General features: G+C 56.8%; 11 protein-coding genes. All 11 read left to right on the top strand.

Going from position 1 to position 14695, the window contains the following annotated elements; translation table 11 throughout:
• The 11 genes from M2366_RS10600 (at window position 1) to cobB (ending at window position 14687) form a co-directional block, all read left to right on the top strand.
• On the top strand, window positions 1-717 hold the full coding sequence (locus M2366_RS10600) for a site-specific DNA-methyltransferase (RefSeq protein ID WP_259269674.1): 717 nt from the start codon (window positions 1-3) through the stop codon (window positions 715-717).
• Window positions 695-1066, top strand: coding sequence for a hypothetical protein (locus tag M2366_RS10595; RefSeq protein ID WP_259269673.1), 372 nt, complete (start codon window positions 695-697; stop codon window positions 1064-1066). Before M2366_RS10600 ends, M2366_RS10595 begins: the two co-directional genes overlap by 23 nt.
• A 1-nt stretch (window position 1067) precedes the next feature.
• A complete protein-coding gene (locus M2366_RS10590) occupies window positions 1068-2360 on the top strand; it encodes a DUF6575 domain-containing protein (RefSeq protein WP_259269672.1) in 1293 nt (430 codons plus the stop codon).
• A 440-nt stretch (window positions 2361-2800) separates the two neighbouring features.
• Window positions 2801-3787 carry a tyrosine-type recombinase/integrase gene (locus M2366_RS10585; RefSeq protein ID WP_259269671.1) on the top strand — a complete coding sequence of 329 codons (987 nt, stop codon included), beginning with the start codon at window positions 2801-2803 and terminating at the stop codon, window positions 3785-3787.
• Window positions 3788-4197: 410 nt separating this feature from the next.
• The gene (pheS, locus tag M2366_RS10580) at window positions 4198-5181 is read left to right on the top strand and encodes a phenylalanine--tRNA ligase subunit alpha (RefSeq protein WP_259269670.1); all 984 of its coding nucleotides are present in this window, start codon (window positions 4198-4200) and stop codon (window positions 5179-5181) included.
• 12 nt (window positions 5182-5193) lie between these two features.
• Window positions 5194-7593, top strand: a complete 2400-nt coding sequence (pheT, locus tag M2366_RS10575) for a phenylalanine--tRNA ligase subunit beta (RefSeq protein ID WP_259269669.1) — start codon at window positions 5194-5196, stop codon at window positions 7591-7593.
• A 3-nt stretch (window positions 7594-7596) separates the two neighbouring features.
• Entirely contained in the window at window positions 7597-7896 is a 300-nt protein-coding gene (gene ihfA / locus M2366_RS10570; protein ID WP_005908994.1) for an integration host factor subunit alpha, read from the top strand.
• A 45-nt stretch (window positions 7897-7941) separates the two neighbouring features.
• Window positions 7942-11967, top strand: coding sequence for an ATP-binding protein (locus M2366_RS10565; RefSeq protein WP_259269668.1), 4026 nt, complete (start codon window positions 7942-7944; stop codon window positions 11965-11967).
• Window positions 11951-13192 carry a response regulator gene (locus tag M2366_RS10560; protein ID WP_259269667.1) on the top strand — a complete coding sequence of 414 codons (1242 nt, stop codon included), beginning with the start codon at window positions 11951-11953 and terminating at the stop codon, window positions 13190-13192. Before M2366_RS10565 ends, M2366_RS10560 begins: the two co-directional genes overlap by 17 nt.
• The gene (locus M2366_RS10555; RefSeq protein WP_042042421.1) at window positions 13193-13840 is read left to right on the top strand and encodes a GNAT family N-acetyltransferase; all 648 of its coding nucleotides are present in this window, start codon (window positions 13193-13195) and stop codon (window positions 13838-13840) included.
• Between the two features lie 73 nt (window positions 13841-13913).
• On the top strand, window positions 13914-14687 hold the full coding sequence (cobB, locus tag M2366_RS10550; protein ID WP_259269666.1) for a Sir2 family NAD+-dependent deacetylase: 774 nt from the start codon (window positions 13914-13916) through the stop codon (window positions 14685-14687).
• Window positions 14688-14695: the final 8 nt, after the last annotated feature.

Raw genomic sequence — 14695 nt, 5'->3', positions numbered from 1 at the left:
GTGTCTGATCGGGCAATAAATAATGTATTTTATGACCTTCACCAAGGTGATGCGATAGATTGGCTAAAGTCATTAAATGACTCATCAGTTGATTTGCTAATTACCGATCCCCCTTATGAGTCATTAGAGAAGCATCGTAAAGTTGGGACAACAACACGTCTCAAGCAGAGTAAATCATCTAGTAATATGTGGTTCGAGATTTTTCCAAACTCTAGATTTGAATCTCTTTTTTATGAAGCCTATCGAGTTCTTCGTAAAAATAGCCATTTTTATTTATTTTGCGATCAAGAAACTGCATTTATTGTAAAACCTATTGCAGAAGCGGCAGGTTTCAAATTTTGGAAGCCCATTGTTTGGGATAAGATGAGAATTGGCATGGGTTATCATTACCGTGCTAAGTATGAGTTTATTCTTTTTTTCGAAAAAGGAAAACGTAAGTTAAATAATCTCTCTATACCTGACATATTAAGTGTTCCAAGAATTCATCGGGGTTATCCTACAGAAAAACCCGTTGAGTTAATGAAAATCTTGATATCTCAAAGCTCCAATGAAAATGAATTAGTTTGTGATCCATTTATGGGGGCTTGCGCAGTTGGTGTTGCAGCCCAGATGTTAAACAGAAAGTTCATCGGCAATGATTTAAGCTCTGAGGCACTTAAATTATCTGTTGAACGGTTACAAAAAGGATTTCCAGATGGAGTTGAATCCATATCCTGAATTTTTCCCTGACGGTGTTCCTCCGGAGGAGGCATTAGATGCTCATGGGGAAGCATATCGATTAGTAATAAATAACCCACCATCTGAGAGTGATTTTTATGCTTACCATTTAAATAAGCGCCCTCAAAATCCAAAACCTGGCCGCTCTGACTGTGGAACATCTATGTTCAGAAGTAAAGAAGGTATTGAACAGGCTAAAGAAGCGTTTAAATCTCTCAGAAAGAAAAAAATAGCACATGGTTTTTTGCAACCTGATTTTGGTAAGGTTTCAAAAGAACGAACTGATTCACATTTTGAGGCTTGGTTAAGAACAAAAACCGGCATCGAAAATAAATTCAAAGTGATATAGCATGTATTACTTGCCGAATATAGAAAAATACGGAAAGCTAAAGATTATTAGTGAATATATGCGCTACGATGTTCCGCGTGCATTTATTGCTAAGTCAAAGGTGCTTCCAAAAGACGTTTATATATTTTCATATTGGACGGATGAGTATGATACCCATGACGAATGGTATTACATTCATGTGAATGAGGATGAAAAACGTAGAGTTGAAAATGGAGAAGTTCAGCTTCGGGATTTATATAACTATAAAACAGTATACTCCGTTAAAACACCATTCGATCAGACAAAGCCTGCAACATTAATTGAGTTAAATGCTCAAGACGTAGACGAGGAGTCGTTACCTCCTGTTGGTTTTGGTGTTGAATGTATCGATGGTGTCTTTGGTATGGTAAAAAAACCTGCTGAAGAATACAAAACTGGAGATGCATTTCATGAGGTCCGCCTATTTAAACCAAGAGGGATAAAGCCTATATCTTGGAGCGCCGCTCAACAAATATTGAGTGCTTGGGGAAGGATATGTGAATCAATCTTGGATAAGGTTGATACTAATGCCACATTCTCACCCTCGTATGCCGAAGTTGGCTCGTACAAGATGCAGTTCAAAGCGTCTCATAACAAAGAGTTGATCTCAAAGGTTTTGTCCTCAAATATAATACTTAACGATGGTAATGGTAATTACATTGAAGGTTTGAAAGCTCTTGGTGTTGACCCTCGACTTATAGAAGAGTTTATAGTTTCACTAGCCGAACATGATCTTCAATTTGATGTTCGTAGTAATTCCGGCTGGACTATCGCTAATTTCAACTATAAAGAATTAGAAGATAGCGCGCAGCATCTTAAAGAGTTTAATCAAAAGTCTGTTGGTAGTCATAATATTCCGCAGGCAGATGAGATTAGTCGAGTTATAAAATATGTACATGCGAAAGCAGACTTTAGACCATATAATAGTGAAACTGAAAACATTACTGATCGACAAATTTTGTATTATGAATCTGCAGCGAGAATGCTTGGGTTTACCGATAAGGTAGGTATGCTCACCCCAGCAGGTTGGAAATTGTCCCTTTGTAGAGATAATGAAGTTGAACAATACAAAATCATTGTTGAGCGATTTGAAACATCTCTATGTGGTTGGGCCTGGATGCAATATGCAGGAGTACAATCTATATACGATGTCAATCCAGATTCATCAGAAGAGTTCCTACTTCAGTATGCAATTGGATTAAGTCCTGATACAGCTAAAAGGCGAGCTAAAACTCTTAGGCATTGGTTAACTCGTTTCAATCAAATGAAACAATAAAAAACCGCCCTCAGGGGCGGTTTTTTATTAATAAAGTTCAATCATAATAAACTCGATTAGTTTTTATCCTTTAGCATATTGAGCTAGTTGTTATATAAGAGTGAACGAGTATGTAGCTTGCCGAATTCTCCCAATGGCCTGAAGTCTAAGTGCTCTATGCTGAATCCTGTAAAGGGGTGTGTGGTTTTCAATTGGTTGTATTTTCTGCTTTATCAGTCTGCTATTGCCGCTTCCTCGGTAACCCCCACGATTGACTGAATCCCTATGTATGACATAACCCCAGTTAAACACTGCTAATAGTTATCAAATGCTGTATAAAACCACAGTGTTTGATGGAGGGTGATGACAGTGAGAGTGCAGTGGTTGGGTATGATGTTGATGTTGATGTTGATGTGCTGGGCGAGGGGATGGGTAAGCGCCTTCCTATATAAGGAGGGACGATGAGCATCAAGTCCACGCCTGAGGGTTACCTGGTCGATATCCGTCCGCAGGGGAGGGAAGGCAAGCGGATCCGCAAGCGCTTCAAGACCAAGTCCGAAGCCCAGCAGTTCGAGCGTTGGGTGATCGCCACCGAACATAACAAAGAGTGGGTGGATCGCCCGGCAGACAACCGGCCACTCACTGAGCTCATCGAGCTCTGGTGGCGCTACCATGGCCAGACCCTGAAAGCAGGGGAGGCGGTACGCAAGAAACTTCACAATATAGATGCTGCTTTGCGCCATCCGCTGGCAAGGCAGATAACCCGGGCGTTGTTCTCCGAGTATCGGGCACAGCGACTACACGCAGGCCGTCAGCCCAAGACGGTCAACCGTGAGCAAGAGATGCTGGGCGGGGTGTTCTCGGTACTCATTGACCTAGGCCACTATCACCATGAGCATCCGCTCAAAGAGATGAAGAAGGTCAAGCTGGTTGAGCGGTCGATGGGGTATCTTACCCAGGAAGAGATCGGCGACGTGCTGGCCGAGCTATCGGGGGATAACCTGAAGGTGGTCAAACTCTGCCTGGCCACGGGGGCGCGTTGGAGTGAAGCGGCCAATCTGCGCCGCGAGGATGTGCTGGCCGGTCGGGTGACCTACATCAACACCAAGAATGGCAAGAACCGCACAGTCCCGATCTCTGCTGAACTGAGCAAAGAGATAACAAACGAGGTGAACCGGGGCTCGCTGTTCCGTGGCCTCGACTATATGCTGGTGCGTGAGGTGATCAAGTCAGTAGCGCCAGATCTGCCAGCAGGGCAGGCGGTGCATGTTTTCCGGCACACTTTTGCATCACATTTCATGATGTCGGGGGGAAACATACTCGCGCTGCAAAAAATTTTGGGCCATCACAACATTCAGCAGACCATGACCTATGCCCACTTCGCACCGGACTACCTGAGCGATGCTGTGCGCTTCAACCCGCTGGAAAATCCGCTGCCCACCACATGACAAAATGTCCACAAATTGCCCCAAACAGGGTCATCTTGGGTGACCAAGCGTCACCCCCTGTAGTACCCAACTCATTGATATGTATCTAAGTTATTGTTTTTGTTGGGTATGTGAAGGCGGCCCAGGCCTCCTTTTTTGTTGTCTGCAATTCATCGAATTCTGTTACCAGACCCGACTGTTACCTCCCTATATCTGCAATATGATGTCGTATATGCCAACAAACTAGTGTTGTCGCCCCATATTTAACGGGGGGAGGGGATCAAGTCAGCCTCTTACCCGATAACAAAATGATTTCTCGGGAGAAAAGGCTACCTTAACTATGGTCAGCCAAGGGGCTTTTTTTGTATTATCCCCCTCTTGACCTTATTTAGCCTACAGGCTCCTGTTTCGGGAGTGGTGACGAGGAAGACATGCAACAGCTTGAAGAAGTAGTCGGCCAGGCCAAGGCCGAAATTGAGGGCGTCAATGACGTGGCGACCCTCGACGAGATCCGGGTCAAATATCTGGGTAAAAAAGGCTTTTTTACCGAGCAGATGAAGACCCTGGGTGCCTTGTCCGCCGAGGCGCGTCCCGCAGCCGGCGCCGTGATCAACCAGGCCAAGCAGCAGGTGCAAGATGCCCTGAATGCGCGCCGCGATGATCTCTCCGCCCAGGAGCTGAACCAGAAGCTGGCCGCCGAGACCATCGACATCAGCCTGCCGGGCCGCCGCATCGAGAACGGTGGTTTGCACCCGGTGACCCGCACCATTGAGCGCATCGAACGTCTGTTTGGCGAGATGGGTTTCAAGGTCGAGCGCGGTCCCGAGATTGAAGATGGTTTCCACAACTTCGATGCGCTGAACATTCCGGCTCATCACCCGGCGCGTACCGATCACGATACCTTCTACTTCAATCCCGATCTGATGCTGCGTACCCACACTTCCGGTGTGCAGATCCGCACCATGCAGCAGCAACAGCCGCCAATTCGCATTATTGCGCCGGGCCGCGTCTATCGTAACGACTACGACATGACCCACACCCCGATGTTCCATCAGGTCGAAGGTCTGCTGGTGGACGAGCATGCCAGCTTTACCGAGCTGAAGGGGATACTGCACGACTTCCTGCGCAACTACTTCGAGGAAGACTTGACCATTCGCTTCCGTCCTTCCTACTTCCCGTTCACCGAGCCGAGCGCCGAAGTGGACGTGATGGGCAAGAACGGCAAGTGGCTGGAAGTGCTGGGCTGCGGCATGGTGCACCCGAACGTGCTGCGTTCGGTCGGCATCGATCCGGAAAAATACTCCGGCTTTGCCTTCGGCATGGGCGTTGAGCGTCTGACCATGCTGCGTTACGGGGTCAATGACCTGCGTGCCTTCTTCGAAAACGATCTGCGCTTCCTCAAGCAGTTCAAGTAAGGGCGAGAGAACATGAAATTCAGTAAATCCTGGGTGATGGAGTGGGTCCGCACCGAGTTGAGTGACAACGCACTGGCCGAGCAGATCACCATGGCGGGTCTGGAAGTGGACGCCATCGAGGCAGTCGCTGGCCAGTTCAACAACGTGGTCGTGGGTGAAGTGGTCGAGTGTGGCCAGCATCCGGATGCCGACAAGCTGCGGGTGACCAAGATCAACGTGGGCGAAGCCGAGCTGCTGGACATCGTCTGCGGCGCGCCGAACTGCCGCACCGGCTTGAAAGTGTGTGTGGCCAAAGTCGGGGCGACCCTGCCGGGCGATTTCACCATCAAGAAGGCCAAGCTGCGTGGCCAGCCGTCTCACGGCATGCTCTGCTCCTTCAGCGAGCTGGGTATCGAGGTGGAAGCGGACGGCATCATCGAGCTGCCGAGTGATGCCCCCATCGGCACCGACATTCGCGACTACTTGAATCTGAACGACGTCGCCATCGACGTGGACTTGACCCCGAACCGGGCCGATTGCCTCGGCATTGCAGGTCTGGCCCGCGAGATTGGCGTGCTCAACAGCGTGGATGTGGTCGAGCCGAACTGGACCCCTGCTGCCGCTACCATAGACGCGACCTTCCCGATCCGGGTTGAAGCAACCGCCGATTGCCCCCGTTATCTGGGCCGCGTCATCAAGGGGCTGAACTTGCAAGCGCAGAGCCCGCTCTGGATGCAGGAGAAGCTGCGCCGTGGCGGCATTCGCTCCATCGACGCTATCGTCGACATCACCAACTTCCTGCTGCTGGAATATGGTCAGCCGATGCATGCCTTCGACTTGGCCAAGCTGGAAGGGGAACTGGTTGTACGCCGCGCCAAGGCTGACGAGCCGATGACCCTGCTGGACGGTACCGAGGTGAAGCTCAAAGAGACCACCCTGGTGATTGCCGATACACAAGGCCCTGCCTGCATGGCCGGTATCTTCGGCGGCGATCGCACCGGTGTGTCCGAGACCACCACCGACATCCTGCTGGAGTGCGCCTTCTTCGCGCCGCTCTCCATCACCGGCCGGGCCCGTGCCTACGGTCTGCACACCGACTCTTCCCACCGCTTCGAGCGCGGGGTCGATCCCGAGCTGCAAGCCAAGGTGATGGACAGAGCCACCCGCCTGCTGCTGGACATTTGTGGCGGAGAGTGCGGCGGCGAAGCCGGTCCGGTCATCGAGGTCAAATCCGATGCCCATCTGCCCAAGGCTACCCCCATCAAGCTGCGCCGTGCCAAGCTCGACAAGGTGATCGGCATCAGCGTGGCCGACGCCCAGGTGCTCGAGATCCTGACCCGCCTCGGCATGCAGGTGACGGTTGACGCCGACGGCTGGACCGCGCTGGCCCCCTCCTGGCGTTTCGACATCGCCATCGAGGAAGACCTCATCGAGGAAGTGGCCCGCATCTACGGCTACAACAAGATCCCGAACCTCAAACCCGCCGCCTCTCTGGCGATGGTGGAGCAGGCCGAAGGCCAGGTGACCCTCAAGCGGGTACGTGACCTGCTGGTCGACCGCGGTTTTCAGGAAGCAATCACCTACAGCTTCGTGGATCCCAAGGCTCAGCAGGCTCTGTTCCCCCAGAGCGATGCCCTGGTGCTGCCCAATCCAATCTCGGTCGAGATGTCCGCCATGCGCGTCTCTCTGTTCCCGGGTCTGGTGCAGGCGGTGGTCTACAACCAGAACCGCCAGCAGGGCCGTGTGCGTCTGTTCGAGCAGGGTCTGCGCTTCATCAAGGACGAGCGTGCCGAAAACGGCATCCGTCAGGAGCCGATGCTGGCCGGCATCATCACCGGCAACCAGAGCGATGAGCACTGGGACATCAAGAGCCGCGGCAGCGACTTCTTTGATTTGAAAGGGGATCTGGAAGCGGTACTGGATCTCACCGCCGAAGGGGCCAGCTTCAGCTTCGCACGTACCGAACACAGTGCCCTGCACCCGGGCCAGAGCGCGGCCATACTGCGCAACGGCGCGGTGATCGGCCACATCGGCGTGATCCACCCGAGCCTCGAGAAGAAGCTGGGTCTCAAGACCCGTGCCATCATGTTCGAGCTGGAGTTGAACAAGTTGATCCCTGCCAAGGTGCCGGTTGCGGCCGAAGTGTCCCGCTTCCCGGCCAACCGTCGCGACATCGCCGTGGTGGTCGACGCTGCGGTTCTGGCCGGTGATGTGCTCGCAGTAATTAAAAAAGTTGGCGGAAATCAGTTAGTTGGAATAAACTTGTTTGACGTATACCAGGGTGCTGGTATGGCAGAGGACAAGAAGAGCCTGGCCATCAGTCTTGTATTGCAAGACACCCAGCGCACCCTGGAGGAGAAAGAGATTGCCGAGACCGTAGACAATGTCGTGCGGGCCCTCGGTGAAGAGTTGAATGCATCCTTGAGGGATTGATCTATGGCGCTTACCAAAGCCGACATTGCAGAGCACCTGTTCACCCAGCTCGGGATGAGCAAGCGTGAAGCCAAAGATATGGTGGAAGCCTTCTTTGAGGAGATCCGACAGGCGCTGGAACGCGGCGAACAAGTCAAAATCTCGGGCTTCGGTAATTTTGATCTTCGTGAGAAGAACCAGCGTCCAGGACGTAACCCCAAGACGGGCGAGGATATTCCCATCAGCGCCCGTCGGGTGGTGACCTTCCGCCCCGGCCAGAAACTCAAGGCCAGGGTTGAGACGGTCGAACCCAATGAGTCTTGAGTTAACTAACGAAAAGCCAGGCGTCTGCCTGGCTTTTGCTATGTCATGATCCGCGCGATTTTTCTGTTGGCCAGCCTGCTGGCCGGCACGGCTCACGCCATGGTGCTGCCGTTGCCCCCCTCGACCCAGCACTATGTCTCGTCCATTGACCAGCTCACCTTCTGCTATCCCAGCCTGGTGCGTTCCCCCTATCTGGAGAAGAAGGGTGGCTTTTTGATGGATCAACTCGACAGGCTGGCCAACACACTGCCGATCCCCCTGATCAAAATACGACTCGACAGCTGGGAAGCGGTTCGGGACGGGTTGCGATCCGGGCGATGCGATCTGGTGCCGAGCATAGGCCCTGCCCCGACACCCCGCGCGGGTTACCTCTATAGCCGCACCATACTCGAGTCCGAGTCCGCCATTCTCTACCGTGGCAAACTCAATAACGCCATCTTTCTGGTATCCCCCGTCTGGCAGCAGAGCAAACGTCTGAGCCGGCTCTACCCCAGAGCCACTCAGCTGACCCTCGCCAATCCCGATCGCTGGTTTGAGGCACTCAAGGCCGGCGAGGGGAGTGCCTATCTGGGCGACTATCTGCAACTGCGCCATCTGATGCGGCAAAACCCGGCCGAAGGGTTGCGGCTGAGGCGACTGCGCAGTGATGATTGGGTCATTGGCTACCGGCTGGAGATGGGGGATAAGCCCGAGCTGAAGCGCCTGGTCGACACCGGTATTCGCTATCTGACCCCGGGCGCCCTCTATCAGGATCTGGAGCGCTATCTGGCCGATGGCAAGCAGACCATCAACCCGGTGCACTTTACCGATGAGGAGCAGGCCTGGCTGGCAGGACGGGGGAGCCGGGTGCGGCTGGTGATCAACCCGGACTTGATGCCCTATAGCGGCGTCGATGATCAGGGCCAGCTCAGGGGCTGGAGTGGCGATGTGCTGCGCTGGGTGGGTCAGCAGACCGGCTTGCGGTTTGAGACAGTGCCCGCTGCCAGCCGGGAAGAGGCGCTGGACAAACTCAGGCGTGGGGAGGCCGACATGATGGCCGGCCTGCTCGAATCCCCTCGTCTTGGTCAGGAGTTCGAGTTTACCCGCACCATCGCCGAGAATCGTTTCGCCCTGGTTTCCCTCAAGTCCAGGCAGATCAAGCGACTGAGCAAGCTGAGCGGCGAGCGGGTGCTGGTGCCGACCAGCCTCTATGATCCGGACATGCTCTCCGGCTATGGCAATGCCGCCTGGGTGCGGGTCGATGATGTGGATCAGGGCCTGAGCGAACTGCGCAGTGGCAATGCGGACTGGTTGCTGAGCGAGCTCTACCAGCTGCAATACCCCCTGCGCAGCAATCAGTTGGCCGAACTCAATGTGCGTGAACTCGATGACAGCTTTGCCCTGAGCTTTGCGGTCAACCGCCAGCATCTGTTGCTGGCCAGCGTGCTGGATCAGGGGTTGATGACCCTCAACCGCGAGCAGATGGCGGAGCTGACCCAGCGCTGGCACAGGCTCACCCTCACCCAGCAGAGTGGCGTCAGCTACTGGGTGCTGTTCGGTTCGGTGCTGCTGGCGCTGTTGATCAGCGCCGCCGTGATAATGTTGATCTGGCGCTCTCGCCAGCAGCTCTCCAAGGAGGTGGCCCAGCGTCTGGCGGCGGAACAGGCTCTGGCCGTCGAGAGCCGGTTTCGTGAGTCCCTGTTCCAGGCCCTGCCGGTCCCCGTGTTCCTGCGGGATGGCAACGGCGACATCATCAAGCGCAATAAACGTGGCAAACGGCTGGAGGCCCGTCATCCAGGCCCGCTGACCCTGCCGGCCCCCGAGCAGGGTGCCACCGAGGGGGAGTTGACCCTGGGAGAGCGGGTCTTCTCCTACGCCCAGATACCGCTGCGCCTCGGCCACCAGGGGCCCGCCGGGGAGCTGATTGCGCTCTCCGATATCAGCTCACTGCGCGAGCGGGAGCGATTCTCACGCCAGGCGGAGCGGCGCTTGCGGGCGCTGACCAATACGGTGCCCGGCATGGTGGTGCAGTTCCTGCTGCGCGACGGTCTCCTCGGCGAGCTGGAATTTGTCAGTCGTGGCAGCTTCGAGCTGCTCGGGGTATCGAACAATCGACTGCGCCGTGAGCCCCTTGATGCCCTGGCCGCCCTGAACGGCAGAGACAGGCATCAGCTGCAGGTGGATATGCCCGCCATGCTGGAGGCGGGCCAGCCCTTCTCCTATGTCCTGCGATATCAACATCCCGCCGAAGGGCTGCGCTGGTTGCAGTTCCATGGCCGGGGGCGGCGCCTGGATGAGGATGGCTGGCGGGTCTACGGCGTGGTGCTGGATGTGACCATGCGGGTGGCTCAGGAGCAGGCACTGCAACGATCCCATGCCAGGGCGGAGCAGGCGATGCAGGCCAAGGGTCGTTTCCTTGCGGCCATCAGCCATGAGATACGCACCCCCATGAATGCCATTCTCGGCTGGCTGGAGTGGCTCGCGACCACCCCTCTGTCCGATCAGCAGCAGGGGGCCGTGACCAGCGTGCGCCAGGCCGGTGATGAGCTGCTCGGCCTGCTCAATGATGTACTCGATTTCAGCCGCAATGAGAGCGGCAAGTTGAGCCTGGCGCCACAACCGACGGATCTGGCGCTGTTGTGCGAGCGTGTCATTGCGGTGCACTGGCCCAAGGCGCGTAACAAGGGCCTGCAGCTGAGGCTGAAATTGAGCGCTGACTTGCCCAACCGGGTCGAGATTGATCCCCACAGGGTGCAGCAGCTGCTGCATAACCTGCTCTCCAATGCCATCAAGTTCAGCACCCGGGGCACTGTCTGCCTGTGGGCCGATCTGCAACTCGATGGGGGCAAATCCTGGCTCAGGCTCGGGGTTGACGATCAGGGACCCGGCATTGCGGCCGAGTTGCTGGCGCGACTGTTCGAGCCCTTCGAGCAGGGGGAGGTCAGTGGTCAACTCAGGGCGCAGGGTACCGGACTCGGCCTGGCCATTTGTCGCCAACTGCTCGAACAGATGGGCGGCACCATTGCCATGACCCCGGGTCTGGGTGGCGGCAGCCGCTTTACCGGCAAAGTGCCTCTGCTCGTATCGGATACGGAGGCAGCCAGGGAGAGCACCGTCACGCGGCTGGCCATCAGTTTGCCGGATAGTGAGCGCGAGGGGGTGGATCCCTGGTTGGCCCGTTATGGGTTGACGCCGGTCGCACCGGAGGAGGGGATCCCCTGCCTTGGCACGCAGCTCGATGAGCATGGTTTGCTGACCTGGCGCTGGCAGGGCAAGAGTTGGATACCCGGCACCCTGGTGAGCCTGTTGCAAGAGGATGTCAGCGAGGCCATGAGCGTCAATCTGACCCAGGCTGGGGTGGGACTGCGGGTGTTGCTGGTCGAGGATCACGACATGAACAGAGCGCTGATCAGCATGCAGCTCCGTCAGCTCGGCGCCCAGGTGTGGTGTGCGAACCATGGGCTGCAGGCCCTCGACATGCTGCGGGAACACCCCGTGGATCTGGTGTTGACCGATCTGCAGATGCCGTTGATGGATGGCGCCGAGCTCTGCCAGCAACTCAGGGCTACTGCCGAGCACAAGGCACTGCCCATCTATATCGTCACCGCCGATGTGAGTGAGCAGGCGGTGCTGCGCCTGACGGCTTGCGGTTGCACTGGTCGCCTCGAAAAACCCCTGCGTCTGGAGACCCTGGCCGCGCTGCTGCACCGGATCCCGCGGGCATTGCCGTCCCCTGGGGATGAGCCGGGATCCCGGACCGGGTCTGCGCCGGACAGGCAGAGCCCTATCCCTGAGGGTCGGTTGGCCATGCCACTCCTGAGCGATGAGTTGATCGCTCTCTACCTGACCACCACCACCGCAGACATCGACAAGTTGGCCGAGGCCCTTGCCGGCCAACAAGCCACTGAGAGAGATGCGTATTTACACAAGATCAGGGGGGCTGCGAAAATGGTCGCGGCCCAGCCTCTGCTGCAGGCGATGGCTCGCTGGCACAGGGAGCCCGAGCTACCCCTGATCCTGTTGCTGCGCCAGGCCCTGGATGAGACGGCGCACCAGCTGACCGAGAGACAAACTGATGATCATCACAGATGAAGAGCTGATGGCTCTGTTGGAATCCCCGACAGAACAGGAGTCCGGTTTTCATACCCTGACCCTGTATGCCCTGGATAATAACGCTTATGAGGCGGCCAAGGCTGCGGGGTTACCCGACTATGTCTCCCTGTGGCGTGCCCGACCCGATGCCAGCTGGCAATGGACGGGGTTGTTTGCCACCGGTGCCATCGCCTTGTATGACCCAGGCGAGCATGCTGGCACGGAGTACTTTGCCGCCATGACGCAGGATCACGAGGGGGTTTGCCGTCTCAGCCAGGATTGGCAGGCGGCCCTCGCGCTGCGTCAGCAGCAGTGGCTCGCCTGGCTGGCAGATTTCGAGTTGCTGCTGCTCGAAGACCACCCTTTTCAAGGTGCCCAGTTGCAGCAACAGATCCAGCAGCTGGGTCTGCCGTGCCGCTGGGTGCAAGATGGCGCCAGCTGCCTGGCGCTCCTGGCCGAGGGCAAGACCCGGCTCTTGCTCTGTGACTTGAGTCTGGCGGAGCAGGATGCCATCAGTCTGTTGCTTGCCAACCGTCAATATCAGAGCTTGCCGATCATCTTGCTCTCCGCCCATGAGCAGACCCTGATCGATGGCAGCCGTCGTCTGCTCCATGACGCCGGTTTCAATGTGCTGGCCGCCCTCGCCAAGCCGCTCCAGGGCGAAGAGCTGCTGCGCCAGCTCAAGGGGCTCTATCTTGGCAACCAGCGGCTGCGGCGTCTCAAGGGGCTGCGCCGCACGGTGCGCAACTGGCAGGGGCAAGGGATAGGCACACTCTCTCTCAAATCCAATCCCCCCCTGCAGGGAGCGCACTGGTTGCCTTTCACCGGCTGCGCAACTGACTGGCAAGCACTCAAAGCCTGGCTTGACAGCCTGGATCGCACGCCTCAGGCGCTCACCCTGGTGATCCAGCGCCGGGATGCCCTGCTCGGGGATCAGGCCGCCTTTGCCCTGGTGCTGCAAGCCAGTCTGGCGGGGGTCAAGCTGGCACTGTTGCTCGATAATGGCGAGCACTTGCCATTCGATCTGCTCGAGCGCTTGCCGTTTCAGCAGTTGCTGCTCGGCCAGCCTCTCTTGCAGGAGTGGGAGCGGGCGGCGCCAGACTCCCTGCTTGGCCGCTTCATGGCGCGGGTTCGTGAGATAGGCATCGACATCTATCTGGACGACAGCGTCAAGTTGCTGGATGAGGAGAGTTGGCGCACCCGGGGTGCGGCGGGATACTGGTAGGTGACCCGTTATCTCTGCTGGCCCCAGGACGAGGCCCGGCTTGCGCGCGGACTCGCCGGTTGGCAGCCGGCGCTGACCCGTGCCGATCTGCCGCTGGCAATGACCCTAGGGGGAACGGTGTGCCACCTTACTGAGTTGGGGCCCGCCGATGAGACACGCATCGTGCAAGCGTTCGAGGAGCTGAGTCAGTACAGCGTCTACCTGCGCTTCATGCGCGCCAAGCAGCATCCCACCGCCGAGCAGGTGGCCTTCTTCCTCCAGTATCCGAGGGATAGACAGATCTCCTTGTTGCTCAGCGACAGCCGGGGCGCCCCCCTGGCTCAGGCTCAGTCAATCCGTCGTCGCCTGCATCCGGACAGAGCCGAGTTTGCCTGTATCGTCGCCGATCATTTTCAGCACAAGGGTGCGGGTCGTCGCCTGTTGCTGGCCCTGGCCATATTGGCGCGGGGGGAGGGCATTCGCGAGTGGACCGCCGAGGTGCTGGCCCAGAACAGACCCATGCTGGCGCTGCTCAAGAGTCTGGGGCTGCCGCTCACCTTGGTGACGGGGCGTGAACTCATCTTCGTGCGGCTCGATCTCAGTGTGCTGGATCCCTGGCTGGGGTTGCCGGGTGCTGGTCGATGGACTGCCCCCACCGCGCGGTTCTAAGACCAAGGGCGAATAGGCCCCCTCAGGACGCCTGTGTTAAGGTCTCTCCATCGGCTGCGTCAAGGAGTTGTGCATGCAAGCGCCCAAACACATAGTGATACTGACCGGGGCCGGTATCTCGGCCGAGTCGGGTATCAAGACCTTTCGTGCCAGTGATGGCCTCTGGGAGGAGCACAAGGTGGAAGACGTGGCCACCCCTGAGGGCTACCATCGGGATCCCGTCCTGGTGCAGGGCTTCTACAACGCCCGCCGCCAACAGTTGCAGCAAGAGCAGATCCATCCCAATCCGGCCCATTACGCACTGGCGCGGCTGGAGCGTCTCTATCCCGAACAGATCACCCTGATCACCCAGAACATCGACAATCTGCATGAGCGGGCGGGTAGCCAGCGGCTTATCCATATGCATGGCGAGCTGCTCAGGGCGCGTTGCCCCGTCTCGGGACAAGTCATCGAGTGGCGTGGTGACTTGCATCAGGAGGAACTCTGCTCCTGCTGTCAGTTTCCCCAGCCGCTGCGCCCCCATGTGGTCTGGTTTGGCGAGATGCCTCTGGGTCTGGATCGCATCTATGGCGCCCTGGCACAATGCGACCTCTTCATCTCCATCGGCACCTCGGGGGCCGTCTATCCGGCGGCGGGTTTTGTCCATGAGGCAGGCCTCAATGGTGCCCACACCATAGAACTCAACCTGGAGCCGAGCGAATTGGAGAGCCAATTCGATGAGAAACGCTATGGCCCCGCTTCCCTCTTGGTACCAGCCTATGTCGATGAACTGCTGCAACGTTGTGGGGTACACAAACCCAAGCCCGTCCCCGGGGATGATTGGATGGAGATGAGGGATCGCCTCTGACGCGGGAG

Origin of the sequence: Aeromonas sp. BIGb0405 (genome assembly GCF_024807335.1) — a bacterium.
Classification (GTDB): domain Bacteria; phylum Pseudomonadota; class Gammaproteobacteria; order Enterobacterales; family Aeromonadaceae; genus Aeromonas; species Aeromonas rivuli.
The sequence above is the reverse complement of the archived record's forward strand: the minus strand, read 5'-3'. Positions and strand labels throughout refer to the sequence as shown.

Coding starts and splice junctions, on each gene's coding strand:
- M2366_RS10585 (WP_259269671.1), top strand. CDS start 2,801: ATGAGCATCAAGTCCACGCCTGAGGGTTACCTGGTCGATATCCGTCCG.
- pheS (WP_259269670.1), top strand. CDS start 4,198: ATGCAACAGCTTGAAGAAGTAGTCGGCCAGGCCAAGGCCGAAATTGAG.
- M2366_RS10560 (WP_259269667.1), top strand. CDS start 11,951: ATGATCATCACAGATGAAGAGCTGATGGCTCTGTTGGAATCCCCGACA.
- ihfA (WP_005908994.1), top strand. CDS start 7,597: ATGGCGCTTACCAAAGCCGACATTGCAGAGCACCTGTTCACCCAGCTC.
- cobB (WP_259269666.1), top strand. CDS start 13,914: ATGCAAGCGCCCAAACACATAGTGATACTGACCGGGGCCGGTATCTCG.
- M2366_RS10565 (WP_259269668.1), top strand. CDS start 7,942: ATGATCCGCGCGATTTTTCTGTTGGCCAGCCTGCTGGCCGGCACGGCT.
- pheT (WP_259269669.1), top strand. CDS start 5,194: ATGAAATTCAGTAAATCCTGGGTGATGGAGTGGGTCCGCACCGAGTTG.
- M2366_RS10590 (WP_259269672.1), top strand. CDS start 1,068: ATGTATTACTTGCCGAATATAGAAAAATACGGAAAGCTAAAGATTATT.
- M2366_RS10595 (WP_259269673.1), top strand. CDS start 695: ATGGAGTTGAATCCATATCCTGAATTTTTCCCTGACGGTGTTCCTCCG.